Raw genomic sequence first — 23,887 nt, 5'->3', positions numbered from 1 at the left:
GTGGCCGCGCGGGAGACGCTGCCACGGGACGGCCTCATCTCCAGTCACCGGCGGCACGCGCCCGCTCAACGAGCACGTCACGGCGGTCATCGGCACCGGAGATCGCGGCCTGCGCCGAGGGCTGGGTGAGCCGGCCGCGGTCGAGCAGCACCCGGCCGTCGACGACGACCGTGACGATGTCGGTGGCCCGGCCCTGCCTGACCAGTGCCTCGGCGGGGTCGCCCGACGGCAGGAGGTTGGGGGTGCGGGCGTCGATCAGCAGCAGGTCGGCCCGCTTGCCGGGGGTGATCGACCCGGTCACGTCGCCGAGGCCGAGGTCATGCGCGCCGTCGAGCGTCGCCATCTGCAGCAGCCGGCGCGGGGTGACCTCGGGCGATCCGGTTCGGGCGGCCTCGACGGCCTCCACCGCGCGCAGCGTCGTGAACACATCGGGTGCGGTCGGCATGGCCAGGGTGTCGGTCGACAACGACACCGGCACCCCGGCCTTGAACAGCTCGCTGAACAGGGGGAATCCCATGGTGCGCATCTCGGTGATCGGGCTGAGCGAGATGCGCGTGCCGGTGGCGGCCAGCGCGGCGATGTCGTCCGGAGAGGCGTGTACGGCGTGCACGATCTGCACGTCGGGTCCGAGCAGGTCCTCGTCGGCGAGCCGGGTGAGGCCGCAGGAACGACAGCCCTCCTCGCGCAGACAGCGGTCGCAGTGCATGGTGATCGGGAGGCCCAGCTCACGGGCGGCTCCCCATTCGCTGCGGCAGACCCGGTTGGGGGTGCGGTAGGGGCCGCGCAGCGCCACACCGAAGTCCAGCAGGCCGTCGAGCCGCTCGGCGGGCCAGCGCGCGGAGAAGCGCCGGAGGTCGTCGAGGTCCATCGGCTCATCCGCCGGGGTGGAGTCGCGCGGTCCGTATGAGAACCGGCCGCGGACACCGGCGTCGAGCTGGGCTTTGACGTTGACGTCGGCGTCCTCGGGCGAGCGGACGTTGTGGTCCCAGTTGTGCACGGTGGTGATACCGGCGGTGACCGCCTCGGCAAGGGCGAACCGGGCGGCCCAGTAGAAGTCCTCAAGGTCGTGGTGCGGGCCGAGCGCGCGCTTGACGGCGAAGTAGTCGCGGCCGGGCGCGTCGCTCACGGAGCCGCGCAGCAGGCTGTTCCACAGGTGCCAGTGCGTGTCGACGAAGCCGGGCAGCGCGAGGAGTCCGCTTCCGTCGATCACCGTGGCGCCCGGTGGGGTGGCCGCGTCCGCATCGGTGGTGACCGAGGTGATCACGCCGTCGGTCACGGTCACCGTCGCGTGCTCAAGGTCGCCCAGGCACGGGTCCATCGTGACCGCGGTGACACCGCTGAGGACCAGATCCCCGCGTTCGGGCAGGTCGGATTCAGGTTCAGGAAACATACAAGCTCACTTCCAGTGCTATGGCTACGCCCACACCCCACACGGCGACACCCCGGCGCAGTGCCGATGGTGATATTCGCCGAGCAGCCGACACGCCCAGTCGGCCGCCGACGAGTCCGGTGACGGCCAGGAGCAGGGCAGGGCCCCAGGCCACCGAGGTGAGAGCGACAAACGCGAGAGCGGACACCGACCCGACGATGAGCGAGAGCACGCTCTTGAGGGCGTTGAGCCGATGTGTTGTGTCGGTCAAGAAGACGCCGAGCATTGCCAGCATGACGATGCCGAGCCCGGCGACGAAGAATCCGCCGTAGAAGGCCACCACGAACTGCGCGGACAGCAGTCCGATCCGGCTCGACCCGGCACCGTGCCGCGCAGCCAGGGCCGCGACTCGGGGTTGCGCGGCGAGCATCACGGCGGACGCGAGAACCAGCCACGGCACGACGGCGCGGAACACCTCGTCGCTCACCGCGAGCAGGGTGAGCGCCCCGCCGATCGCGCCGGGGATGCTGACCAGGGCGAATGTACGGACCTGCCGACCTTGGCCCGTCAGCTCGGCCCGGTAGCCGAGCGAGCCGCCGAGATAGCCCGGCAGGGCCGCGACGGAGTTGGTGACGTTCGCCGTGACCGGCGGGACGCCCATGGCCACCAGTACGGGGAAGGAGATCATCGAGCCCCCGCCTGCCACCGCGTTCACCGAGCCGGCCAGCAGGCCGACCACGGCCAAGAGCCCGAGCTCCCACAGATCGGTCGTCACGTCGCAACCACCTCCCTTCGTGAGAGGGAAGGTATGCACTGCATGCAATGCATGTCAACGGTTGATGTGTGCAATTAGGCATGCCTTTTGCATGCAATGCACACCCTGTATGCTCTTGGCCGTGGACCACATGGGATCGCTTTCTAACCCGGCGGCGAGCAGCGCCGACATCGTGTATCTGACGTTGCGCCGGCGCTTCGCGGAGGGGGAGCTCGCGCCGGCCGAGCGACTCACCGAGGCCGCCTTGGCGCAGGAGCTCGGAGTGAGCCGCACGCCGGTGCGCGAGGCCCTGGGCCGCCTGCAGGCGGACGGTCTCGTCGTACCGATGGCGCGCGGGGTCGCGGTGGCGACGCTCAGCAGCGACGAGGTCGAACAGCTCTACAATCTGCGCGCCGTGCTGGAGGGGCTGGCCGCGGCCCAGACCGCCCGCCTGCAAGCGGCCGGGCAGATCGCACCCGCGCACCTCCGGGACATCGAGAAGGCCGCGGAAGAGGTGGAGCGAGCGGTTGCCGAGGGTGACGCGAAGCAGTCGGCGCGGGCCAACCTGGCCTTCCACCGGGCATTCGGACAAGCTCCCGGCAACGCGTTCCTGACGGACGCGCTGCACCGGGTGTGGGACCGTATCGCGATCTCCACGGTGTCGAACCTCTCCGACGGAGAGTGGGCGCGGGCCGCGCTCACCCAGCACCAGGAAATATGCCGGGCCATGATCGCCGGAGACGAGGACGCCGCCCGCCGGGCGGCCGAGGAGCACATCCTGTCGGCGATGCGCGTCTACAGCGAAGCCCTCGGCCGGGGATGACCGGCCGCCGGCCCAGCGCTGAACTGCGCGTCCCCCCTCGCACAGTCAGGAGTGCCGCACGAGGGGGGACACGGCGGCGGTACGGCCGTGGCGGAATCTTCTGGACGGCCAGCCGCGCAACCGTCCCGGCTACGTGTCCGACGCCCGACGACGGAGCTATCAGACCAGGCAGAGCAGAGCCCGCATGGCGAAGGACGTCTCCAGGGTGCAGACGTCCTCGGCCCCGAGGTCTTCGGCGTAGGTGAGGGTGCGTCCGGACGGCGGGGTTGTCATGCAGGTGGGTCCTCCCTTTCATGCGGTGCCGACTGGATCAGCTCCCGCAGTGAGCCTCCAGTTGGTGCTGCAGCGGATCTTCCGCAGGAGGCGCCAGCCTTGAGGGTGGCCACGGCTTGTTCACCGAGGCAGCAGATCTTGGCGTGGGTGCTGTTTTGGCGGCGCTTCCACCTCTTGAGGCGGCGGCCTCGGAACGGAATCCGGGCGGATCCGCCACAGCGGCGTGACCGGGTAGTGCGCCTTCTCCGCGTGGATGAACCGGCATGCCGTGCTCACCGATTGCTCTCCTTCGCGCGAGATCCGACAGGGTGCTGTCGTAGGCGGAGCGGGAGGAGATCTCCCGTGGTCTGGCTGCCGGTGATCCCTTCCGGTAGATCGCGGCCCGGTGCTGGGCGGCGACCGACAGGTTCGGCCCGCCCTCCGCACGCACCAGTACGATCCTGGCCCGGAGGGCCAGACCCTGCGCGGTCGTCCGGCGCTTGACCCAGTTGCTCAGTACCTGCCGCTCAGCCTCGCTCAGGACCAGTGGCTCCAGCCTGTTGTCACCCACAACCCACAGCAGACCGAAGCCGACCGACAGCCGTCAGCCAAACCCGCGAATTGGTACGCAAAGCGACTCACGTGGTGCCGAAACAACTCACGACCAGGTCGCTAGCTAGTTGGGTTTGGTCAGGTTGGTGCGGGGTCGGGGGTGTCGCGGTGACGGGTGGGGCAGGCGCCGGTCCAGAGTGCGAGGAGGAACTGCACACGTCTCCTGCCAGCAGGCGGGAATTCGACGACAGTTCTAGACCCGGGTTTCCGTCACGCCCGCACGTTCCTTCTGGGCCAGGGCAACGAGGTCGGCGTAGCGGACGACCGAGCCGCCCGCGCCCCAGGTGCCGTCGGGCTGTTCATGGATCAGCACCCACACCCGCAGCACCTCTTGCGGGGGCAGCCCGGCGGCCGCCAGAACGGTCTTCGTGACCTCCTCGATCAGGCCGGCCGGCGGCGTTCCGAGAGTGCGCCCGGCCGTGCACTTTCCACAGGTAGGCGACGAGTTTGACGGCTCCAGCGCGCGCCACCCGCAGGACATCTCGCGCGCCGCCTACGTCGCCGACGTCATCGCCGTTGTGAATCAGATGGCGCTGCGGCGGCCTGTCCTGGTCGGCCAGTCGCTGGGCGGGCACACGGCCATGCTCACCGCTGCTGCACATCGCAGACTCGTTAGCGCGCTCGTCCTCATCGAGGCCGGCCCCGGCGGTCCGAACCCGGACGGCCCCGTGCGAGGCCCACAAGCAATCTTCCCGCCAAGTCGGCGACGACCTGCACGTTCAACCCGCGCTTCCGCAGTAGTACGGCCGGTCGGCGGCGATGCGGTCGATCGCCAGCGGCGTGCCGTCGAGGATCACGAACGCTTTGCATGCCGCTGTGTCCCACAAGTAGTCCGCGACCTCGTCGGGCACGTCTTCGTCCGGACCCGGGCGTGGGACAGCCCTCACCGAGATCCATCGGGACCCGGGCGTGGGGCGAGGACTCTGTGTGAGTGATTCCGGCGGAACGGTCGGTCGCAGTGCACGCGCTGTCGGAGGATCGGTGCGGTCTTTCGCTAATGTCCGGGGCGCCGCGTCTTCGCGGGCGAGCGAACGTGAAGGTGCCCCAGCTCATCGATTCCGGCAGCAAGGAATGGTCACCATGGCCGTGTGCGAGGTCTGCCACAATGACTACGAGCTGGCGTTCGAGGTGCGTGCCGCGGGAGGGCGGTCCACGTCTTCGACAGCATCGAGTGCGCTGCGCAGAAGATCGCCCCGATCTGTGTCAGCTGCCAGTGCCGCATCCTCGGCCACGGCATGCAGGCCGACGGCCAGTTCTTCTGCTGCGCACACTGCGCGCGTGAGAAAGGTCTGTCCCAGTCCCAGCTCGTGGATCACGCCGGAACCCCTCGGCCCGGTCGCCCGACCACCCTGCGGGGGGACACCCTTCTCTGCGTGCGGTGCTGCTACCTGGTCGGTCAGCCGGCGGACAGCGCTTCGAGGAGGTCGCCCACGACCGGATCGGGCAGTGCACGGGCGACATCGGCCTGGGCGACCGCCCCACCAGCACGTGACCGTCGATGACCGGCAGTCGACGCACTTTGTGCTCGCTCATCGTGCGGAGAATCTCCGACGCATCGTCGTCCGCGCCGATCATGACGGCTTCACCCTGCCGAATGCGAGCGGCTGCAGAGCGACGAACACCCCGAGACTCGTTCTGCTCGTGATGCGCTGTCCCGGTCGCGGTCGGCGGGGGCGGTTTCGGGGAACCTCCGTTGTAAACGGGACCCGTTCGGCTCGGTCTACTGCACGCCGCGGGGTCCTGTCCTTACCGACAGGCCCCTCGGTGTGCAGGCTGGCGTCAGACGGGAAGGCTGGTGCTGCCCACAGGCGGGCAGTTGGCCACGTTGTCGAGTCCGCCGTCCGGCGCTCCAACTGTCCCGGCAGTACCGCCCTGGCCGGCTGGCGTGCCTACTTGTACCAGTAGCGGACACCGCCATGGCGCTGCAGGTGCCGCGGAACTTCTCCGCGTAGCTGTGGGTCCCGTCCTTGCACTCGGCGGTCGCGCCCGCCGGGTGCGGACTGCCGGCCTTGCACACGCCAGTGGTGTCCGGTGCGCACTCGGCGGTCGACTCGGCCTGGGCGGCCGGGACGAGGAATACGGCGGCGACAGCGAGCGCGGTGAGGGTGGCGCGGGCTGTACCGCGGTATTCCGGTGCCGTGATGGTGCGGGTCACGATGTGGTGCCTTTCGGGGTCGATTCCCGCGCCGCTGTCACTCCGGCGGACCGGAGCCCGGGGCAGCCGTGGCGGCCCGGCACCCCTCCCCCGGCGCCGATGAACCCGGACACCCCGAGCGCGAACATCCGCATCGGGTACGCGAGATGCTCGCACCTGGGCCAAGAGCTCCGGTCTCAGCTGGATGCCCTGGCCGAGCACGGCATCCCGAGAGACAAAATCTTCAGCGCCCTGGGTGTACTGCCCGGCCAGGACGGACCGCTCGGCCGCTGGTCCGGACCGGATGACGACGACCCGAGCACCACCGAGCCGGCCGAGCTGAGAACGCAGTCCGTGAACGCCGCCGGAGCGCGCATCCCAGCCTGCCGGGAGTATTCGGCCCGACCGACCCAGGAGACCTCTCATGACCACTGCGCCGTCTGCCTTTCCCCTCCCGCCCAGCAGCCCACGGCGCTCAGTTACTCAGGTGCGCCAGCAGGGCAGGGTGGTCGGCGAGAGCGTTCTGGAGCAGCTGTCGGGCGAAGGGCGCGTACTGGCCGCTGTCGGCAGCTGTCCAGTCGATCGGGCCGAAGGGCGGCTCGGGGTCGTACTCGATGAACAGCTGGACTATGCGCGCGACCTCGTTGCCGGCGAGGCGGCCGACAAGGTGCAGTGCCATGTCGATGCCGGCCGAGACACCGGCGGCGGTGATGAAGTGCCCGTCCTCGACCCAGCGCCGGGTGACCGGCGTTGCCCCGAAGCGGGCGAGCAAGTCGCGGTACATCCAGTGCGTGGTGGCCTGGCGGCCCTCCAGGAGCCCTGCCGCCGCGAGCAGTAGCGAGCCGGTGCACACCGAGCCGACGATCTGGGACCGCGCCGCGGTCTCGCGTAGGTTCCCCAGCAAATTCTCGTCGGCCATCGCGGCAAGGGTGGGGACGAGGCCGCCGGGCACGATCGTTGCGTGCGGATCCGCTATTTCCTCGAAGGTGTGACTGGGTACCAGGGACAGCGGGGTGTCGCTTCCAATCGGCTCGATCCGCTCGCCGATCACGACGGTGCGGTAGCCGGGAACCAGATCAGCCAGCGCTGCGAAGACCTGCAGCGGGCCGACGATGTCCAGCGGCGTGAGGCCCGGGTACAGCACGAAGGCGATGGTTTTCACCGGGGCCGACGGCGCGGGCGAGGTTTCGGTCATGACAGGACTCCTGAATGTCGGTGGGTGGCCGGTGGCCGGCCTGACCACCCTCACCCACCGCCGCAACCAGAGACAGGAGCCTCTGGACTCTATGTCCGAAATCCTGGGATACCTGTCCTGCAGACGGATTCGGTAGGGTCGTAGGCATGACGACAGCTGTCCGCCACCGCGTGGTGGTCGTGGCCTACGACGACGTGGAACTCGTTGAGGTCGCCTGCGTGACCAGTGCCTTCGACGGGGCGAACCGCCTCGGTGCGAATCCGCCCTACGACGTCCGCCTGGTCACCCCGGAGGGCCGCCCGGTGCGCTGCTCCTCAGGACTGGTCCTGGGCGCGCAGGCGGCGCTGGAGCGTACCCGCGGCCCGGTCGACACGCTGCTGGTCGTCGGCGGGCCGGGCCACGCCGCGGCGGCGCAGAACCCCCGGCTGGTCGAGCACGTGCGCCGCCTGGCCGGAATCGGCCGTCGGGTCGCATCGGTGTGCACGGGCGCCAGTGTTTTGGCGGCGACCGGGCTGCTCGACGGCCGGCGCGCCACGACCCACTGGGCGTACGCGCACGACCTCGCGCAGCGTCACCCGGCCGTCCAAGTCGACCCCGCGCCGCTGTACCTCCGCGACGAGCACGTCTGCACATCGGCCGGGGTCACCGGGGCGCTCGACCTCACCCTCGCGTTCGTCGAGGAGGACCACAACCCGGCCCTTGCCCGGACGCTGGCCCGGATGATGGTGACCTACCTCCAGCGGCCCGGCAACCAGGCCCAGATCAGCATGTTCGTCGACGCACCGGCTCCGGAGCACCGGACCGTGCGACGGACCGTCGAGCACATCACCGGGCACCTCGACGGCGACCTCAGCGCCACCGCGCTCGCCGCGTACGCGGGAGTCAGCGGGCGTCATCTGGCCCGGCTGTTCCTTGACCACCTCGGACAGACACCGGCCCAGTTCGTACGGACCGCCCGAGCCGAGGCGGCCTCACAACTCCTCGTCTCCACAGCACTGCCGCTGGCTTCGATCGCGAGGCGCTGCGGATTCAGCTCCGCCGAGACAATGAGGCAGGTGTTCCTGGACCACTACGGAACCACACCCAGCCAGCACCGCACAGTCCACAGCGCTCCCCGGGGTGCACCCTCCGAAGTACCAGTGGCTTGACGGGTGGCCGGATGTTTCGACTCGGACGGCGACGCATCGCGGCCTGCCCCTGCCCTTGGCGGACAGGGCAAATGGTCCGTGGCGTAGCACCGGGACGGGCGCGGGGCGGCCGTCACCTGTCCGTGTCGCGCAGGGTTCTGTCAGCCACCGGCTGCCAGTGGTTGCGGTGGCTTTGTCGTATGCGGCGAGGGTGCGGTACAGGGTGGAGCGGCCGACGCCGAGGTGCTTGGCGATAGCGGTGACTGACTCTTTCGTGTCCGACGCCGGAGGGCGACGGCGAGCATGTCGCCGTCGATCGCGGGCGGGCGGCCGCCGTTGTTGCCGTTGGCCGCGGCGGTGTCCAGGCCGATCAGGGTCCGTTCGTGGATGAACTCCCGCTCGACTGCCGCCATCGCGGCGAAGAACGCGAACAGCAGCTTGCCCGGGCCGGTGGTTGTAGATGCCTGGCAGGGCCCGGCGAGCATTTTCCAGGACCAGGCAGTGGGCGGTGAGGTGGTCGGCGAGCGCGGTAAGTTCGGCGGCGTCGCGGCCGAGCCGCTTCATCTCGTACACGGTGAAGATGACCCGGCAGTGCGGGGCGTGCGCCTTGACCTTCGCCTGCCTTCCTTCCCTGGGGGAGTAGTCCCGACACGCCTGCCGTCCGGCGGGGCCCCTTTCAAGGGTCTCCACATTGTTGCATCGACCCACTTCACACCAACCTGCTCGCTCTTCTCCTGCGCGCGTTCTGACTCTGGCCGACTACGGCTGGGACGTGGAACGTGAGCGTTCCTTCGCCCCGTCGCGGGCCGACGGACTGGTTCCGGGCCGCGTGGTGCGGGCCGAGCCCGGCCTGTGCGACGTCGTCGCCGAGACCGGGCCCGTCCGCGCGGTGGTCGTCCCCGCGGTCGGGCCCCGGTGACCGGCTGACGCCGTGCACCGGGGACTGGGTGGCCGTCCGGCCGGCCACCGTGGCCGCCTCCGCCACCGTCGTGGAGGTCCTGGAGCGCCGGACCGCTGTGGTCCGCTCCACCGCGTCGCGCGCCTCCCACGGCCAGGTACTGGTCGCGAACGTCGACACCGTGGCGGGGGCCGTCTCCCTCGCCGAACCGCTCAGGCACGGGCGGATCGAGCGAATGCCCGCCCTGGCCTGGGACAGCGGCGCCCCGCCGGTGGTGGTGCTCACCAAGGCCGACCGGTGCGCCGACCCCGGACCGGTGGCCTCCAGGTGGCCGCGGTCGCCCCGGGTGTGGAGAGTGCTGGTCACCAGCGCCGCCACCGGCGAGAGCATGGACATCGTCGCCGCCGTCCTGCCAGGCACGGTCGTCCTGCTCGGGCCCTCGGGCGCGGGCAAGTCCACCCTCGGCAACCGCCTGCTGGGCGAGGACCGCCTGGCCACCGGCGCGGTGCGCGAGAGCGACGGCAAGGGCCGGCACACCACCGCATGGCGCGAGTGCCTGACGCCGTCGGGGGATCTCGGGCGAGCGCCCTTCTGGGAGACCATGAAGCGGAACTGGAGGTTCTTGGGGTCGGCGCCGGGCCAGAGTTGACTCGGCGGTCAATCTCCCGGGCCGGTCTGGGGCAAGGTTCGTCGTTGAAGGGGCCTCCCACTACCGCGAGTCGTTGCGGCCGGGCCAACCATCGCGGGATCGGGCTGATGCTGCTTGCGGATGATCCGCTACGGCCGTATCGCCACCGCATCAACCTCGAACAGCATCCCCGGCAGTGCGAGCGAGGCCACGCCGCTCAGTGTCTGGGCCGGCAGCCTGTCGCCAAAACGGGCGTGCAGCGCCTTGCCGAGGATCTCCAGCTTGTCGAGGTCGTGGTCGACGATGAAGGTACCGAGGCGGACCACGTGCTCGTACCCGAGGCCGACCCCCTCCAGCGCGGAGCACAGCCGGTCAAACGCCAGATTCACCTGGGCCGCGAAATCACCGGGCACAGGAGCACCGGTGGTGTCGGAGGCGTACTGACCGCCGATGAAGACGGTTTCGCCGGGCGCCGAGACAGCGTGGCTGTAGCCAAACGGTGTCGGGTCATGGAGGGTGGCTGGGTTGGTGATCGCGCGCTGATCGGTCGTCATGCCTTTTTCAACACGTGCACCGACCTGCCCATTCCATCGGGATCAAGGCAGGTAGGGAGGGATCTGTGCGTTTCCCGAGAGACAGCCGTGGCTCCGCAGATGACGAGGAGCAGCGAATGGTGATGGTGCATGTGCTCCTGGAGTACGGCCGCCACAATGGGCATGCGGGCTTTCTGCGTGAGGGTTTCGACGGGACTGTGGGCGCCTGAGTCTGCAGGAGCCACCGACGGCAGGACCATGGTGTTGGAGGCGCTGGTTGCGGCCCGGTCACGCTCCTCGCGTACGACTGCGCGCACGCCCGGACTGCTTCGTGCGACATCGGCTGAGTGACAAATGTCAGTGAAAACGATGAGGAATCGCAGCAGTTCGTCGGCAGTGCGGTTCATAGCCTTTCGGTAGGTATCCACGTGCCTGGGTGCCGCGCGTACGACCCGCGAAGGAGATCGCCATGCCGCGTCCGGCCTCATCCTCACCGAGCAGCATCCGCAGGACCAGTAGGACCGCCGGAATCAGCAGGAGACGTATGGTCACCATGGGCACCGCGCTCGCTGCGGGACTCGCTCTGACCGCCGCCCCCGGCACCCCCGCCGTCGCCGCGTCGCCCCGCCGAGCGCCGGGTGATTTCCGGCCGCCCGTACGGCTCGTCCTTCCGCCGCCGAGCAGTCCTCATGCCCTCGGCACCGTGGCGCTGCATCTCAGCGACCGCAGCCGCCGGGACCCCTGGGTCGCCACACGGCCGGTACGGGAGCTGATGGTTCAGCTCTGGTACCCCGCACGTGCAGCAGCCGGCCTGCCCAGGGCGCCTTGGATGACCGGACAGGCCGCCGCGGTCTTCCAGCAGACGGGATATCTCCTCCCCGAGTACGCCACGCTGCCGGACACGCACGCCCGTATCGGCGCGGCAGCGGACACGCGCGGGGGCCGACGTCCGGTGATCCTCCACTCCCACGGACACGGGCAGCACCGCGGCTCCAGCACGGCGCTGGTCGAGGAGCTCGTCAGCCACGGATACATCGTGGCCGCCATCGACCACACATATGACGCCGGGCAGGTCGAGTTCCCCGGTGGCCGGGTCGAGAAGTATGCGATGCCGCCTCTCACGGGGGAGGACGACGACCCAACGATCCTCAAGGCTGTCGACGTGCGGGTGGCCGACACCCGTTTCGTACTGGAGGAGCTGTCACGGCGCGTACGGGGCCGCCAGAGCCCGCTTCCGCACGGACTCGGCGACATCCTCGACCTTTCCAGGACCGGCATGTTCGGCCACTCCCTGGGCGGTGCGACCGCGGCCTCGGCGATGGCGGCAGGGGTGCCGATCATGGCAGGCGCGAACCTCGACGGCAGTCTCTTCGGTCCTGTGGTGGCCAAGGGGCTGCGCAAGCCGTTCCTCCTGATGAGCGAAGATGCGGACAACAAGCCGAGCTGGCCGGAGATCTGGCCCCGGCTGCGAGGATGGCGTCGCCATCTCCGGCTGACCGGTACCCGGCACTTCTCGTACACGGACTATGAGACATTCATGCCGCAGGCCGCCTCCCGGCTCGGAGCGACCGACGAGCAGCTGGCCGCGTTCATAGGCCCACTCGACGGGACACGCGGCATCGACATCCAGCGGCACTTCCTGCTCGCCTACTTCGACCTTCACCTGCGCGGCTGTCGCGCCCCGATCCTCGAAGGACCGTCACCCCGGTATCCGGAGGTACGTTTCATCGGTGGTGTCGGATGATCTGAAAGAAAACTCGTGGACGCCCGCGTCCCTGCGGTTTTGACCGCAGGGACGCGGAATCTCAGTTCGCGAGCTGCCGGATCCTCGCAGCAGATACGCCCTGTGCCCCCGCGTGGCCCACAGTAAGGGCCGGAGCCGAGGCCCGGGAGGCGCGGCGACGGGCCGATGAGGCCCTGGCCCACGAGATCGCGGTGATCCACATCGTCTTCCGGCGGAACTACGATGTCCCGCGTGTCACCGCCGAACTGTGCCGGCAGGGCCAACCGGTCAACCACAAGCGGGTGGAGCGGGTCATGCGGGAGCACGGCATCGCCGGGAACGGCCGGCGCACCGTACGCCGCAGCCCGACCAAGGCCGACACCACCGCGGCGCCGTCGCCGGACCCGATCCGCCGGGACTTCACCGCCGCCCGTCCCGGCACGAAGATCGTCGGAGACAGCACCTACATCCCCGCCGCCGAGGGCCGTCTCTCCCTCGCCGCGTGGCTGAACCTGGCCACACGCGAGGTGATCGGCTGCTCGATGGCCGACCACCACCGCGCCGAACTCGTCGTCGACGCCCAGGACATGACCGCCGCGCTGGGCCGGCTGGAGCCCGGCTGCGTGATCCACAGCGACCGCGGATCGGAATACACCTCCACCAAACTCCGCTCCAGAATTGTGAAGTTGGGACACCGGCAAAGTATGGGCCGGACCGGGAGCTGCTTCGACTGTGAGGATGGGGTCACCGTCGCCGGGGCGGCCTGACTGGTGTTACGACTGACCCCTCGGGTGTCCTTGCTGTTGATCTGTCGGTCACTCCGGCGGCGGGCTCGATGCGGTCCGCCGACCGCGCGGCAGTGACCGAATAGGAGCCTGTTGCCCCCAGGCACTCGTCACAGTCCTGTCCTCCCGCCCGGCCGACGGTCTCGCGCTGACCGCCGCTCCCGGGAGGGGAACCGACAGCCATGACCAGCATCCTGCAGGCAGAACCGATCGGGAAAGTCGTCGTCGGAGTCGGCACCCACAAGTACATCCACACCGCCGTCGCCGTGGACATCGTCGGCGGGGTCCAGGGCACTACCCGCGTGTCCGCCGACCGTGGCGGCCATGAACAACTCGACAGCTGGGCCCGCCAGTTCGGCCAGGCCCTCGCCTTCGGCGCGACGCGGCACCGGCTCCTACGGCGCCGGACCCGCCTCCCACCTGCGCAGACACGGCCACAAGCTGGTCGAGGTCAACCGACCCGACCGGCGAGTGCGCCGCCAGCGAGGCAAGTCCGACCCGACCGACGCGGAGAACACCGCCCGCGCGGTCCTGGCTGGCACCGCCACCGCGACTCCCAGGAGTGGCGAGGCACTGCGAGGGGCCGGGCGAGGCGGAGTTGGGTGTGGGCGGCGATGACCAGCCAGGTCCAGCGGTCCGCAGCATCCGGTTCGCGGAGCTTCGGAGCTGTCCAGCCCAGCGTCTGCTTGATCATCCTGAAGGTGTGCTCGAGATCGAACCTGCGCAGAAACGATTTGCCAGAGCCGGTCCGTATCGGCGGCCGTGGCATCGGCGCGTGACCACCACAGCCACACCGGCTTGGGATCGCGGTCCGCGGGGCCAGGCAGTGACGAAAGCGTGACGGAGGGGCCTGCACGTGATCGACACCGACGACATCGATGTCTTCCCCGGCCTGGACGAACACCACGCCATCGCCGTCACAACCACTCGTTGATGGCCGCGCCGTCAGGCCCCGACCGAGGAGTTCGGTCGGGGCCCGCACCGGTTTCCGCGTCGGCGCTCGCGTCGCTTCGCGGTTTCCGAGCCGGACGGGGGCATCACAAGGTGGACGTGTCCTGGAACCGGCGGGCGAGGTAGCTGAACCAGGATTGCTGGAAGGTGGCCGCGAGCCGCGACTCGGGGGCGAACAGGTCAAAGGCGTGGTAGGCGCCCGGATAGAGGTGCAGTTCGACCGGGACCCCGTGGGCGCGCAGGCGCGCGGCGTAGTCGAGGTCCTCGTCGCGGAAGCAGTCGAGTTCGCCGACCGCGATGAAGGTCGGCGGCAGCACGCTGAGATCCTCCGCGCGGGAGGGCGCCGAGTACGGGGAGACGTCGTCGGTTCCGGTGCGGTCCCCCAGGATCGCCTGCCGGGCCAGGATGTTCGTGGAGCGGTCCCAGATACCTATGTCGGTGATTTCGTGGCTCGACGCGGTCAGGTTGCGGTCGTCCAGCATGGGGTACGTCAGCGACTGGAACAGGGGCGCCGCGCCGCCGCGGTCCCGGACCAGCAGTACGGTGGCCGCCGCGATGCCTCCCCGCCGCTCTGGCCCGCGATGCCGATCCGGGCGTTGTCCAGACCCAGGGCCTCCGCTTCACGGACGAGCCACTGGTAGGCGGTGAAACCGTCCTCGGCGGCGCCGGGAGAAGGTGTTTCCGGGGCGAGCCGGTAGTCGACCGCGGCGACGGCGCAGCCGAGCCGCGAGCACAACCGCTTGAGCCAGGGATCGTCCTGGGCGGCGAAGCCGAGCACCTGGCCACCGCCGTGGAACCAGAGCATCACCGGCAGCGGTCCCTGCGCGGTCGCGGGCCGCAGCAGGCGGACCGGCACGTCGGGGCCGTCCGCCCGGCTGACGCGGTGCTCCTCCGTGGTGACCGACGGGTCGTAGGGAGCTCGCTCTCGGCGATCGACTCGGCCTGCGCGCGGAACGCCGCGCGCGTCGCGGGAATGTCGGTGAGGTCGAACGCGCCGTTGGACGTCATGGGGACGCCGTCGAGTGCCTGGCTCAGTTCCCGGTCCATCAGCAGACGGGAAACGGGCATGATCGTGCCTGCTTTCTTTTCGTGAGGGGGCGCCGCTCCGGGCGCCGCCGGGTGGGACGGCTCAGGCCTGGAACTCGTCGATGACGACCACGCCGGTCGGTCCGTACGTCTCCAGGGACTCCAGCACCCCGCTCGCCTCGTGGAGGCCGACGGTGCGGGTCACGATCCGGCCGGGATCGAGGCGGCCGGCGGCGATCATGTTCAGCATCGTGCCGAACCGCTGGCCCTGCATGCCGAAGGCGCTCAGGATCTCCAGCTCCTTGACCATCATGACGTCGATCGGCAGCGCGACGTCCCCCTTCTCCGTGGCGGTGGTGTGCCCGAGCTGGAGGTGGCGGCCCCGCGTACGCAGGGACAGGACGGAGTTGCGGCAGGCGGCAGCGATCCCCACGGCGTCGACCGACACGTGGGCGCCGCCCCTGGTGAGGGTCTTCACCGCCTCCGTGGGCTCGTCCTTCGCCGCGTTGATGGTGTGGACCGAGCCCAGGGCCCGCGCGGCCTCCAGCTTCTCGTCCGTGATGTCGATCGCGATGACGTTGGCACCCGTCGCCGCGGCGATCTCCACCGTCGACAGGCCCATGCCGCCACCGGCGCCGTACGCCGCGACCCATTCACCGCCGCGGACCCGCGCCTGGTCAACGACGCCGTGGAAGGCGGTCATGTAGCGGCAGGCGAGCGCGGAGGCGCCTCCCGCACTCGTCGACATCGAGGTCCGGGCCCAGTAAGCGACTCCCAAAGCCGTCGAGAAGTAACTTCGCGAGCGGTCGATAAAGCCATAGGCCTTCTCGCCAGCACCGAGCACGAGCCGAGAACACCGTCAGCTGACCTTTTCAGTCGTTCCGCATGCCCCGCCCGGAGACGGGCTACTGCGATGATCAGGGAACACGCTCCTGCTGGCCGACCGGGCGGACATCGACAAGATCGAAGCCACCCTCGTGGCGCACGAGATGTTGGACCTGGCCCAGGCCGGAGTCACGGACGAACCCGACCCACCCTTGCGTGGTCGCGTGTCGAAGAAGCCACCCGACGACGTCCATCGTCACCCCGAAGTCGTCCTCGTGGACGCACGTCCGGACGGTCAGGGCCCACGGTTCGCTGCCGTCCAGGTTCGGCCTGTCCACGGCACGAACCAGCAGGGAGACATCGGCCCCGTCGAACGAGTGGCTCGCCGAGCCACCGTCGAAGGCCTGCCAGGAACCACCCCATGAATCCCAGTCGGTCGACTTCAACTCTGTCGGCATGTCCGCCTGCCCCAGGAGCCACCTCAGTTCCAGAAGCACCGGCTCGGGCAGGTCCGGCTGCAGGTCCACCGCCAGGAACAGGTCGTAGTAGTCACTCACATCAGGGACCCTAGCCCCAGCCGCTGACAGCACTCTGCGGGCCTGACAGACCCCCACGGAGCCCAGTGCTGTCAAAACTCGGGTTCGCTCGCCGTGCGGGACGCCAAGAGGGCCCGACGTGTGCCTGACCACGCACTGGCTGAACTGCAAAAAGCCGGAACAGCGGTCGGCATGATTCTGGTCCGGGACCGGACTCCTCGACAGGGACCCCGGACCCGGCACGATCGGGGTGCCCGACACCCGGGGCATAGGCGCCGCACTCCTGAACGCCGTGACCGCGGACGCACCCGATGGCCGGTGCTGGCTGCTGACGTCCGTGCGTGCCGAATCGGCCCTGTCCCTCTACCGGCATCTCGGCTTGGCGCAGGCCACTCACCCGGCCCCACAGGGAACTGGCTGTGCCGTGTTCCTCAGCCCCCGGCACCGTCGCAGTGGGCACGCGCAGCTGGATCATGGCTGTCGCCCTGAACAAGTCGGCCCGCGAGGCCGGGCTGAACGCAGCCGCTCTGGTCAAGGCGCTGCTCGGCGGCCGCGGTGGCGGCTCCGCCGAGCTCGCCTAGGGCGGTGGCCTGCCCGCCGCCCGTGTCGCCGACACCCTCGCCGCTTTGCCGCACCTGGTCAGCATCTCGAGAAGCAGTTAGCCAGGGACAATCCGGATATCGCTGAGGAACGTGCGCACCTGGCCGTGGCCTTGTCGCTGCGTATCGTTCCCGGTGCCGACCTCGTCACCCACCGAGTCGATCGATGCCAGCGCCTTCAAGCGCGAAATGGCCCTCAGCACCAGCAAAGTGGCTCCGGAGAACCGGGGAGGCCTGCGCTGTGGAGACACGACAACACCCCATTCAATGATCAACTTGTTGGCCTCGGTTGGCCAGCCAGAACCGAACGGCTCGAGTTCCCGCACCCCGCACCCCGGCTATGAGGGGGCATCACCCACACTCGCCCTTGACACCTCGTCAGCAAACTCAGCAAAAGGTCAGCATCACCCCCGCTGAGGACCGCCTCGAACTGCCAAGAGGCGCCAAGGTCGACAAGGCGAAGAACGAAACCGTGACCTGGGAAAATGCAGGTAGCGGGCCCAGTGCTAGCATCACTTTCCAGCACTCGTGAAGTTGGTCCACAACAGCATCGAGTACGCGAACATGCAGCTGATCGCGGAGGCGTACGACCTGCTGCGTGCCGTGGCGGGCTACTCCCCCGCGAAGATCGCCGAGACCTTCCGCAGCTGGAACACCGGCCGCCTCGACTCGTATCTGATCTAGATCACGGCGGAGGTCCTCGCCCACACCGACGCGGCCACCGGAAAGCCCTTCGTGGACATCGTGCAGGACCGGGCCGAGCAGAAGGGCACGGGCCGCTGGACGGTGCAGATCGCACTGGATCTGGGGGTGCCCGTCTCGGGTATCGCGGAAGCCGTCTTCGCCCGTTCGCTGTCCGGGCACGCCGATCTGCGCGAGGCGGCGCGGGACCTGGCGGGTCCGTCGGCGTCCCCGCTCGGCGAGGAGGCAGCCGCGGCCTTCGCAGACCGGGTGGAGCAGGCGCTGTACGCGTCCAAGATCGTCTCGTACACGCAAGGATTCCATCAGATCCGGGCGGGCAGCAAGGCGTACGACTGGAAGATCGACCTCGGCGCGGTGGCGGCGATCTGGCGGGCCGGATGCATCATCCGGGCTGCGTTCCTGGACCGGATCCGGGCGGCCTACGACGCCCGTCCCGACCTGCCGAGCCTGCTGTCCGACCGGCAGTTCGCCGAGGAGATCGGCGCCGCCCAGGACGACTGGCGGGCGGTGGTCGCCGAAGCGGTGCGGCAGGGGGTGCCGACACCGGGGTTCGCCGCCGCGCTCTCGTACTACGACGGCCTGCGCGCCGACCGACTGCCCGCGGCGCTCACCCAGGGGCTGCGCGACTTCTTCGGCGCGCACACCTACCGCCGGACCGACCGCGAGGGCTCCTTCCACACGCTCTGGGGCGGCGACCGGTCGGAGGTCGTCGCGGGCTGACGCGCGGACGGCGGGCGGACCGCCGGGCCGCCTTCGCGCTCGCCCCGGCCGGGTGGCCCGGGGTGCGGCGTGGTCGCGCCTGTGCGTAAGTAGCAGCGAGCCCTCTTTCCGCCCCGCACCACGAGCCCGTCGCCGTTTCCCGCCGTTGCCGCCCCAGGGAGCCCCCGTATGCCCGACGCCACCGCGGAACCGGCCGCGGCCCAGCCCGTGGTCGCGCCGCTGACCAGCGCCGCACTGATCCTGGTCGCCACGATCGAGCCCGGTGGCGAGCCCGCCGTACGCGAGGTGCTGCCGGATCTCGCGGCCTTCGCCCGCTCCATCGGGTTCCGGTTCCCCGACGCCGGTCTGGCCTGTGTGACCGGCTTCGGTTCCGGTGCCTGGGACCGGCTGTTCGCCGGGCCGAGGCCCGCCCGGCTCCACCCGTTCCAGGAATTGCACGGCGCCCGGCACCACGCGCCCGCCACCCCGGGGGATCTGCTGTTCCACATCCGGGCCGAACGGATGGACGTGTGTTTCGCATGGGCGGCCCAGCTGCTCGACCGGCTCGGCGGGGCGGTGACGGTGGTCGACGAGACGCAGGGGTTCCGCTACTTCGACCACCGGGATCTGCTCGGATTCGTCGACGGCACAGAGAATCCGGTGGGGGCGGACGCACGGTCGGCGGCCCTGGTCGGCGCCGAGGATCCCCCGTTCGCAGGCGGCAGTTACGTCGTCGTGCAGAAGTATCTGCACGACCTCGCGTCCTGGAACGCGCTGAGCACCGAGGAGCAGGAGCGAGTCATCGGCCGTACGAAGTTCGACGACGTCGAGTTCGCCGACGACGTCAAACCCGCCGACTCGCACGTCGCCCTCAACACGATCACCGACCCGGATGGCACGGAGCGCGACATCCTGCGGGCCAATATGCCGTTCGGCAGCTTCGGACAGGGCGAGTTCGGCACGTACTTCATCGGTTACGCCGCCGATCCGGGGGTGACCGAGCAGATGCTCCGCAATATGTTCCTCGGCAGTCCACCCGGCACGCACGACCGCATTCTCGACTTCTCGACCGCGGTCACCGGCACGCTCTTCTACGCCCCCGGCGCCGACTTCCTGGACGCCCTGCCGCCCTCGCCCTCGTCGGCCGGAACCGACGCCCTGCCGGAGCCCGCGTCCGCGCCGGTGACGGCGGAGGCCACGGTCCCGGCCGCTCCGGCCGACGGTTCGCTGCACATCGGCAGCCTGCAAGAAAGCGCCCAGTGATGAACAATCTCCACCGCGAACTCGCCCCTGTCACGGAAGCCGCCTGGGACCAGATCGAAGAAGAGGCCCGGCGCACCTTCAGCCGCCATGTGGCGGGCCGCCGAGTCGTCGATGTCACCGACCCGGAAGGCCCCGAACTGGCGGCCATCGGGGACGGTCATCTGCGCGACATCGATCCGCCCGCTCCGGACGTCATCGCCCGGGCCCGTACCTCGGTGCCGGTCATCGAGTGGCGCGTGCCGTTCACGGTGACCCGGTCGGCCGTGGACGACGTCGAGCGTGGTTCGGACGACAGCGACTGGCAGCCCGTCAAGGACGCCGCCCGCACCTGTGCGTTCGCGGAGGACATGGCGATCATCGACGGGTACGCGTCGGCCGGGATCACCGGGCTCCGGGACGGCTCCTCGCACACGCCGCTGACGCTGCCCGCCGACGCCCGCGACTACCCGACCACCGTCAGCCAGGCCCTCACCCAGCTGCGACTGGCCGGTGTCGACGGGCCGTACCGGCTGTTGCTGGGCGCCGATGCCTTCACCGAGGCCACCGAGACCTCCGACCACGGGTACCCGGTCGCCACCCATCTGGCCCGGCTGCTCGACGACCAGATCCTGTGGGCGCCCGCCGTCAAGGGCGGTGTGCTGCTGTCCACCCGTGGCGGTGACTTCGAGCTGTGCCTCGGCCAGGACCTGTCCATCGGCTATCAGGACCATGACGCGACCAGCATCCGGCTCTACTTCCATCAGGCGTTCACCTTCCGGATGCTGACGCCCGAGGCCGTGATCCCGATCATCGCCTGAGGCACTACCTCCTGCGGCCGGTCGCCCTGACGTTCCAGGTCAGGGTGTCGGTGGCCAGGGCGCGGACGGCGGGGTCGCTGATGGCATCCGTACGGTCCACGCTCTCGGCAGTCACCCGGTGTCCGCGGCCGTCCGCACGGACGCCGAGCGCCGCGGGGGTGACGGAGGTACGTCCCCGGGCGGAGACCTTCTCGACGCCGTCCACGTACCAGCGCAGATCGGCCCTGGCGAGACCGGTGACAGCGCCGGGCCGGTGGGTTTGCGTCCCGGCGCCGGCGGTCCGGAGGTCCGCCCGGCTCACGGTGATACGCCGGCCCGGTCCGACGGCGGTGCCGGTGTCGACGGTGCTGCTCAGTGCGTTGCCCGCGCGGTAGAACCCGGCGATCATCGCCTCGCGCCCCGGCAGGTTGAACTCGGTGTTGCTCAGCTCGCGCATGATCGATGACGCGGTGGGGCGGTAGAGCCCGAGCGGGTAGTAGGCGCTTCCCTCGTACGTACCGACCGTGCCGCCCGCCGGGTCGGCCTGGCCCAGCCAGCGGTACCACTTGGCCTGCTTCTCGGTGAGCTGCGCGGGGGTGTAGGTGGTGGAGTTGATCCCGCCCGGCTCGCCACCGGTCCAGGTCCCGTACTCGGCGTAGGTGTACTCGTCGTCCAGCAGACCCACCGAGTGCCCTATCTCGTGGGCGGCGATCAGGCTGGACGAGGCGTGGTCGGAGGAGAGGGTGGAGACTCCGTTGAAGGGATGGCCCTCGGCCTGGAGCCCGGAGTAGCCGGCGCCTCCGTACTTGGTGGAATTGGCGATGACGACCACGAGGTCGGCGGCCGGGGCCTTGGCGGCGTACGCGGCCGCCTTGTCGATGTCGGTACAGATCAGCCGCTCGATGTCGGAGCACCAGAAGTAGCTGCCGAGCGCGGTGTCCTTGACGGTGTCGGCACCGGGATCGCCGCTGATGCCGGACTCGTTGGAGACCGCGTCGACGGTCCAGACATTGAACAGGCCCTGGTAGCTCTTGTAGGGCTCCAGGGCGGTGATGTCGGCCCACTTGGCGGTGGCGTCGGCGTGGAAGTCGGCCTGCTGGCCCGCCGTGTAGCCGTCACCGATGATCACGACGTCCAGGCGGTCGTCGGACGGACCGGTCACGGCCTGTTCGCCGACCGTGCCGTCGACGGCGGCCTCGGCCGCGCTCAGCGGGGCGGCGGTTGCGCCCTTCCGTGCGGGGGCCCCGGCCGGGACCTCGACGGTCCGGCCCGAGCCACCGGGTTCGGGGAAGTACTCGGCCGCGATGCGACGGCCGCCGTCAGGACCGGTGGGGGCGGCCGACGCCGGTGCGGTGGCGGCGGTCGCCGCCAGGAGGCCGGCGAGAGCGAGCCCCGCCATGACTCCTGCCGCTCGGCGCGTACGGGGGCGTATGTGCATGGACAACTCCTTCGGGTCCGGGGGGACTTCCAGGGCACAACCCTCACGTAACTCGTGAGTTAAGTTGAATTAACGCAACGCTTAACCTAGAGGGGTGCGGACCGCCGAACAAGGCCCGGATGCCCGGTGGTTGAGGCTCGTAACCGGGCATTTACGATGCATGGACCGCATTTCGAGGCGGAGCGAGGCAGAAGGGGCGGCGCGATGAACGAGAGGCGCACAGCAGGGCGGGACGCGGGGCCGGAAGACGATCCCGGAGCCGTCGGCCGTCGCGTCCAACGGCTGCGTACCGAACGTGGCCTGACGCAGCGACAGCTGGCGGAGCCCGCCTACACCCCCGCCTACATCTCCACGCTGGAGGCGGGCCGGGTACGCCCGTCGGAGGCGGCCGTACGCCACCTCGCGGACCGGCTCGGCATCACGTACGAGGAATTGGCGACGGGACGCCCCGCCCATCTCGCGACCGGACTGCGGCTGAAACTCGTCGAGGCCCAGCGGACACTGGCCACCGGCGCCGCCGAGGACGCCGCCGTCGCCTACGCCGGCCTGCTCGCCGAGGCCGGCCGGCACGGGCTCGACGAGGAACGCGCCACGGCCCTGCTCGGGCTCGGCCACTGCGCGCTGGAGACGGGCGATCTGCCCACGGCCCGCGAGCACTTCGAGGCCGCGGAGAAGCTGCTCGCCGACGCTCCCCTGCCCCGGCGCGCGCCGGCCGTCCGGGGCAGGGCCGTCGCCCACCTCCTGGCAGGCGAACTCCGTTACGCCTGCTACCTGTTGGAGAGCGCCATCGACGAGCTCAACACCTCCGGCCTCCAGGACCCCGGCGCGCTCCTGCTGCTGTACACGGCCGCGATCGCCCCGTACATGGACATGGGAGCCCACGCCCGCGCCGCCCAGGCGGGCGAGTTGGCACTGGCCCTCGCACCGCAGGTGTCCGATCCCGAGCTGGTCGCCGGACTGCACCGCAGCGTCGCCCGTACGCTCATAGCGGCGGGCCGCACCGCCGAGGCGGACGCCTCGCTCGCCAGGGCGGCCGAGATCTACCAGCAGCTACAGATCCGTACGGAGCTCGCACACTGCCACTGGATGCGCGGCTACGTACACGCGCAGGACGGCGATCTGTCCGGCGCCGAGACCGAACTGCGCGCCGCCCGCGACATGCTGGCATCGAAGCGGGCCTCCCTGTACACGGCCCAGGTCGAAGTGGAGCTGGCCGATGTGCTGCGTCGGCGCGGCAGGACCACCCAGGCCCGGGAGCTGCTGCACCGGCTCCTCGGCGAACTGCACCCGGACCGGGGCTCGGTCCACGCGGGCGGCGCGCACCGACTGCTCGGTCTGATCCACGAGGAACAGGGCGAACTCGAGTCCGCCGAGGAGCACTACGTCACCGCGCTGGCCCTGCTGGAACGGGCGGGTGCCGCCGGTGATCTCGCGGACATCTGCCGGCTGCTGGGCGATCTGCTGCGGCGCGTGGGCCGGACCGAGGCGGCGATGGACGCGTACCGGACCGGGCTCGGCCATCGGGCCTCCCCCGGCAGCACCACACTGGGACCGGCACCGGTCCGGCCACCCACCACCTGAGCCCGGCCCGGCGGAACCGGTTCAGCGGCTCGCCGGCCCCCGGGCGAGGAACGTCTCGACGGTCCGGGTGAACCAGCAGGGGTCGTCGAGCCAGGGGTGGAAGAAGGGGGCGCTTGCCCCGAAGTCGGCGTCGGTGGCGGCACCCGTCCAGACCCGGCCACAGGCTTCGTACCCGGCCGCGAACCACGGCTCGGCGCTGCGCAGGGCGGCCGCCTCCAGGCGGTGCCCGTGGTCGAATTCGACACCGAGGGCGCGCGCCCGGGCAGCGATCAGGCTCAGCGGCAGTCGGAGCTGCGGCCGAGGCACGCCACCAGGGGGCACCGAACCCGTCGGGCGCACCCGGCCGCGTTCGCCGCCGCGTTCGCCGCCGCGTTCGCCGCCGCGTTCGCCCGGCCGCCGTCATCCGGCCTACCGGGGCGACGGCTCCGGCACCGGCTCGGGGCGCGGTTCGGGCGGTTTCGGAATGGGGTCCGGTGCCGGGCCGGGCGGGACGGGTCCGGGCGGCGGAGGCGGCGGCTCCGGCAGCGGCGACGGTGGTCCGGGCATCGGTCCGGGGGTGGGCGCCGGCGGCACCGGGTCGGGGTAAGGGTTCGTCATCGGGGGCCTCCGAACGGTTCGGGGTGGATCTCCTCCCACCGTCTCCCGGAGCGGCTGCCCG

At 70.3% G+C, this 23,887-nt stretch carries 20 protein-coding genes and 9 pseudogenes; 13 read left to right on the top strand and 16 right to left on the bottom strand.

Annotation, left to right across the window (positions count from 1 at the left end):
* Positions 1-34: 34 nt before the first annotated feature.
* Both OG978_RS37250 and OG978_RS37245 read right to left on the bottom strand, forming a co-directional pair.
* Positions 35-1,390, bottom strand: coding sequence for an amidohydrolase family protein (locus OG978_RS37250; protein WP_326769454.1), 1,356 nt, complete (start codon positions 1,388-1,390; stop codon positions 35-37).
* Positions 1,380-2,144, bottom strand: coding sequence for a sulfite exporter TauE/SafE family protein (locus tag OG978_RS37245; protein ID WP_326769453.1), 765 nt, complete (start codon positions 2,142-2,144; stop codon positions 1,380-1,382). Before OG978_RS37245 ends, OG978_RS37250 begins: the two co-directional genes overlap by 11 nt.
* Before the next feature lie 130 nt (positions 2,145-2,274).
* Between OG978_RS37245 and OG978_RS37240 the strand changes: the two genes are divergently transcribed.
* Positions 2,275-2,946, top strand: a complete 672-nt coding sequence (locus OG978_RS37240) for a GntR family transcriptional regulator (RefSeq protein ID WP_326770274.1) — start codon at positions 2,275-2,277, stop codon at positions 2,944-2,946.
* Positions 2,947-3,237: 291 nt separating this feature from the next.
* Here OG978_RS37240 and OG978_RS48450 read toward each other — a convergent pair.
* Positions 3,238-3,431 (bottom strand): annotated as a pseudogene (locus OG978_RS48450) (hypothetical protein); the annotation flags it as partial.
* 572 nt (positions 3,432-4,003) lie between these two features.
* Positions 4,004-4,224 (bottom strand): annotated as a pseudogene (locus OG978_RS37235) (tautomerase family protein); the annotation flags it as partial.
* On the opposite strand from OG978_RS37235, the pseudogene OG978_RS48445 reads away from it, so the two are divergent.
* Positions 4,218-4,547: pseudogene (locus OG978_RS48445) on the top strand (alpha/beta fold hydrolase); the annotation flags it as partial. The pseudogenes OG978_RS37235 and OG978_RS48445 sit on opposite strands and share 7 nt — an antisense overlap.
* Here the strand turns inward: OG978_RS48445 and OG978_RS48440 are convergent.
* Positions 4,492-4,625, bottom strand: a pseudogene (locus tag OG978_RS48440) (IS5/IS1182 family transposase); the annotation flags it as partial. The pseudogenes OG978_RS48445 and OG978_RS48440 overlap by 56 nt on opposite strands.
* 265 nt (positions 4,626-4,890) lie before the next feature.
* Here OG978_RS48440 and OG978_RS37225 point away from each other — a divergent pair.
* Positions 4,891-5,129 (top strand): annotated as a pseudogene (locus OG978_RS37225) (hypothetical protein); the annotation flags it as partial.
* 77 nt (positions 5,130-5,206) lie between these two features.
* On the opposite strand, the pseudogene OG978_RS37220 reads toward OG978_RS37225, so the two are convergent.
* Together OG978_RS37220 and OG978_RS37215 are read right to left on the bottom strand one after the other, a co-directional pair.
* Positions 5,207-5,415: pseudogene (locus OG978_RS37220) on the bottom strand (CBS domain-containing protein); the annotation flags it as partial.
* Between the two features lie 1,004 nt (positions 5,416-6,419).
* Positions 6,420-7,139, bottom strand: coding sequence for a DJ-1/PfpI family protein (locus OG978_RS37215; protein ID WP_326769452.1), 720 nt, complete (start codon positions 7,137-7,139; stop codon positions 6,420-6,422).
* A 146-nt stretch (positions 7,140-7,285) separates the two neighbouring features.
* Between OG978_RS37215 and OG978_RS37210 the strand changes: the two genes are divergently transcribed.
* The gene (locus OG978_RS37210; protein WP_326769451.1) at positions 7,286-8,287 is read left to right on the top strand and encodes a GlxA family transcriptional regulator; all 1,002 of its coding nucleotides are present in this window, start codon (positions 7,286-7,288) and stop codon (positions 8,285-8,287) included.
* A gap of 140 nt (positions 8,288-8,427) precedes the next feature.
* Here the strand turns inward: OG978_RS37210 and OG978_RS37205 are convergent, their stop codons facing one another.
* Positions 8,428-8,751 (bottom strand): recombinase family protein, encoded by a 324-nt coding sequence (locus OG978_RS37205; RefSeq protein WP_326769450.1) that lies wholly within the window; start codon positions 8,749-8,751, stop codon positions 8,428-8,430.
* 287 nt (positions 8,752-9,038) lie between these two features.
* Here OG978_RS37205 and OG978_RS37200 point away from each other — a divergent pair, with 287 nt between their 5' ends.
* Positions 9,039-9,185 (top strand): hypothetical protein, encoded by a 147-nt coding sequence (locus OG978_RS37200; RefSeq protein WP_326769449.1) that lies wholly within the window; start codon positions 9,039-9,041, stop codon positions 9,183-9,185.
* A gap of 28 nt (positions 9,186-9,213) precedes the next feature.
* A complete protein-coding gene (rsgA, locus tag OG978_RS37195) occupies positions 9,214-9,813 on the top strand; it encodes a GTPase RsgA (protein WP_326769448.1) in 600 nt (199 codons plus the stop codon).
* A 128-nt stretch (positions 9,814-9,941) separates the two neighbouring features.
* Here the strand turns inward: rsgA and OG978_RS37190 are convergent, their stop codons facing one another.
* On the bottom strand, positions 9,942-10,346 hold the full coding sequence (locus OG978_RS37190; protein ID WP_326769447.1) for a RidA family protein: 405 nt from the start codon (positions 10,344-10,346) through the stop codon (positions 9,942-9,944).
* Between the two features lie 65 nt (positions 10,347-10,411).
* Here OG978_RS37190 and OG978_RS37185 point away from each other — a divergent pair, with 65 nt between their 5' ends.
* From OG978_RS37185 to OG978_RS37175, 3 genes are all read left to right on the top strand, one after another.
* Positions 10,412-10,555 carry a mycothiol transferase gene (locus tag OG978_RS37185; protein WP_442817795.1) on the top strand — a complete coding sequence of 48 codons (144 nt, stop codon included), beginning with the start codon at positions 10,412-10,414 and terminating at the stop codon, positions 10,553-10,555.
* Between the two features lie 314 nt (positions 10,556-10,869).
* Positions 10,870-12,069 (top strand): alpha/beta hydrolase family protein, encoded by a 1,200-nt coding sequence (locus tag OG978_RS37180; protein WP_326769446.1) that lies wholly within the window; start codon positions 10,870-10,872, stop codon positions 12,067-12,069.
* Between the two features lie 80 nt (positions 12,070-12,149).
* Positions 12,150-12,815 (top strand): DDE-type integrase/transposase/recombinase, encoded by a 666-nt coding sequence (locus OG978_RS37175; RefSeq protein ID WP_326770273.1) that lies wholly within the window; start codon positions 12,150-12,152, stop codon positions 12,813-12,815.
* A gap of 511 nt (positions 12,816-13,326) precedes the next feature.
* Here OG978_RS37175 and OG978_RS37170 read toward each other — a convergent pair.
* The 5 genes and pseudogenes from OG978_RS37170 to OG978_RS37145 all read right to left on the bottom strand — a co-directional run.
* Positions 13,327-13,651 (bottom strand): annotated as a pseudogene (locus tag OG978_RS37170) (NF041680 family putative transposase); the annotation flags it as partial.
* Positions 13,652-13,927: 276 nt separating this feature from the next.
* Positions 13,928-14,640, bottom strand: a pseudogene (locus OG978_RS37165) (alpha/beta hydrolase); the annotation flags it as partial.
* A gap of 273 nt (positions 14,641-14,913) precedes the next feature.
* A complete protein-coding gene (locus OG978_RS37160; RefSeq protein WP_326769445.1) occupies positions 14,914-15,558 on the bottom strand; it encodes a zinc-binding dehydrogenase in 645 nt (214 codons plus the stop codon).
* 169 nt (positions 15,559-15,727) lie between these two features.
* The gene (locus tag OG978_RS37155; protein WP_326769444.1) at positions 15,728-16,192 is read right to left on the bottom strand and encodes a hypothetical protein; all 465 of its coding nucleotides are present in this window, start codon (positions 16,190-16,192) and stop codon (positions 15,728-15,730) included.
* A 637-nt stretch (positions 16,193-16,829) separates the two neighbouring features.
* Entirely contained in the window at positions 16,830-17,096 is a 267-nt protein-coding gene (locus tag OG978_RS37145) for a hypothetical protein (protein ID WP_326770325.1), read from the bottom strand.
* Positions 17,097-17,298: 202 nt separating this feature from the next.
* On the opposite strand from OG978_RS37145, the pseudogene OG978_RS37140 reads away from it, so the two are divergent.
* From OG978_RS37140 to OG978_RS37130, 3 genes and pseudogenes are all read left to right on the top strand, one after another.
* A pseudogene (locus OG978_RS37140) lies at positions 17,299-18,192 on the top strand (NADP-dependent phosphogluconate dehydrogenase); the annotation flags it as partial.
* A gap of 168 nt (positions 18,193-18,360) precedes the next feature.
* Positions 18,361-19,434 (top strand): Dyp-type peroxidase, encoded by a 1,074-nt coding sequence (locus OG978_RS37135; RefSeq protein ID WP_326769443.1) that lies wholly within the window; start codon positions 18,361-18,363, stop codon positions 19,432-19,434.
* Positions 19,434-20,231: a family 1 encapsulin nanocompartment shell protein gene (locus tag OG978_RS37130; protein ID WP_326769442.1), complete on the top strand. Its 798-nt coding sequence runs from the start codon at positions 19,434-19,436 to the stop codon at positions 20,229-20,231. The genes OG978_RS37135 and OG978_RS37130 overlap by 1 nt, the downstream gene beginning before the upstream one ends.
* Positions 20,232-20,235: 4 nt before the next feature.
* Here the strand turns inward: OG978_RS37130 and OG978_RS37125 are convergent, their stop codons facing one another.
* A complete protein-coding gene (locus OG978_RS37125; RefSeq protein ID WP_326769441.1) occupies positions 20,236-21,648 on the bottom strand; it encodes a M64 family metallopeptidase in 1,413 nt (470 codons plus the stop codon).
* A gap of 204 nt (positions 21,649-21,852) precedes the next feature.
* Between OG978_RS37125 and OG978_RS37120 the strand changes: the two genes are divergently transcribed.
* On the top strand, positions 21,853-23,229 hold the full coding sequence (locus tag OG978_RS37120; RefSeq protein ID WP_326769440.1) for a helix-turn-helix domain-containing protein: 1,377 nt from the start codon (positions 21,853-21,855) through the stop codon (positions 23,227-23,229).
* A gap of 21 nt (positions 23,230-23,250) precedes the next feature.
* Here the strand turns inward: OG978_RS37120 and OG978_RS37115 are convergent, their stop codons facing one another.
* Entirely contained in the window at positions 23,251-23,535 is a 285-nt protein-coding gene (locus tag OG978_RS37115) for a hypothetical protein (protein WP_326769439.1), read from the bottom strand.
* Positions 23,536-23,887: the final 352 nt, after the last annotated feature.

Source organism: Streptomyces sp. NBC_01591 (assembly GCF_035918155.1).
Taxonomy (GTDB): Bacteria; Actinomycetota; Actinomycetes; order Streptomycetales; family Streptomycetaceae; genus Streptomyces.
This window is presented reverse-complemented; position numbering and strand designations above follow the sequence as displayed.

Bases quoted from the DNA above. Each gene is read 5' to 3' on its own strand.
- OG978_RS37250 (WP_326769454.1), bottom strand. From the start codon at position 1,390: ATGTTTCCTGAACCTGAATCCGACCTGCCCGAACGCGGGGATCTGGTC.
- OG978_RS37240 (WP_326770274.1), top strand. From the start codon at position 2,275: ATGGGATCGCTTTCTAACCCGGCGGCGAGCAGCGCCGACATCGTGTAT.
- OG978_RS37215 (WP_326769452.1), bottom strand. From the start codon at position 7,139: ATGACCGAAACCTCGCCCGCGCCGTCGGCCCCGGTGAAAACCATCGCC.
- OG978_RS37210 (WP_326769451.1), top strand. From the start codon at position 7,286: ATGACGACAGCTGTCCGCCACCGCGTGGTGGTCGTGGCCTACGACGAC.
- OG978_RS37205 (WP_326769450.1), bottom strand. From the start codon at position 8,751: ATGCTCGCCGGGCCCTGCCAGGCATCTACAACCACCGGCCCGGGCAAG.
- OG978_RS37190 (WP_326769447.1), bottom strand. From the start codon at position 10,346: ATGACGACCGATCAGCGCGCGATCACCAACCCAGCCACCCTCCATGAC.
- OG978_RS37180 (WP_326769446.1), top strand. From the start codon at position 10,870: ATGGTCACCATGGGCACCGCGCTCGCTGCGGGACTCGCTCTGACCGCC.
- OG978_RS37160 (WP_326769445.1), bottom strand. From the start codon at position 15,558: ATGTCGACGAGTGCGGGAGGCGCCTCCGCGCTCGCCTGCCGCTACATG.
- OG978_RS37135 (WP_326769443.1), top strand. From the start codon at position 18,361: ATGCCCGACGCCACCGCGGAACCGGCCGCGGCCCAGCCCGTGGTCGCG.
- OG978_RS37130 (WP_326769442.1), top strand. From the start codon at position 19,434: ATGAACAATCTCCACCGCGAACTCGCCCCTGTCACGGAAGCCGCCTGG.
- OG978_RS37125 (WP_326769441.1), bottom strand. From the start codon at position 21,648: ATGCACATACGCCCCCGTACGCGCCGAGCGGCAGGAGTCATGGCGGGG.
- OG978_RS37120 (WP_326769440.1), top strand. From the start codon at position 21,853: ATGAACGAGAGGCGCACAGCAGGGCGGGACGCGGGGCCGGAAGACGAT.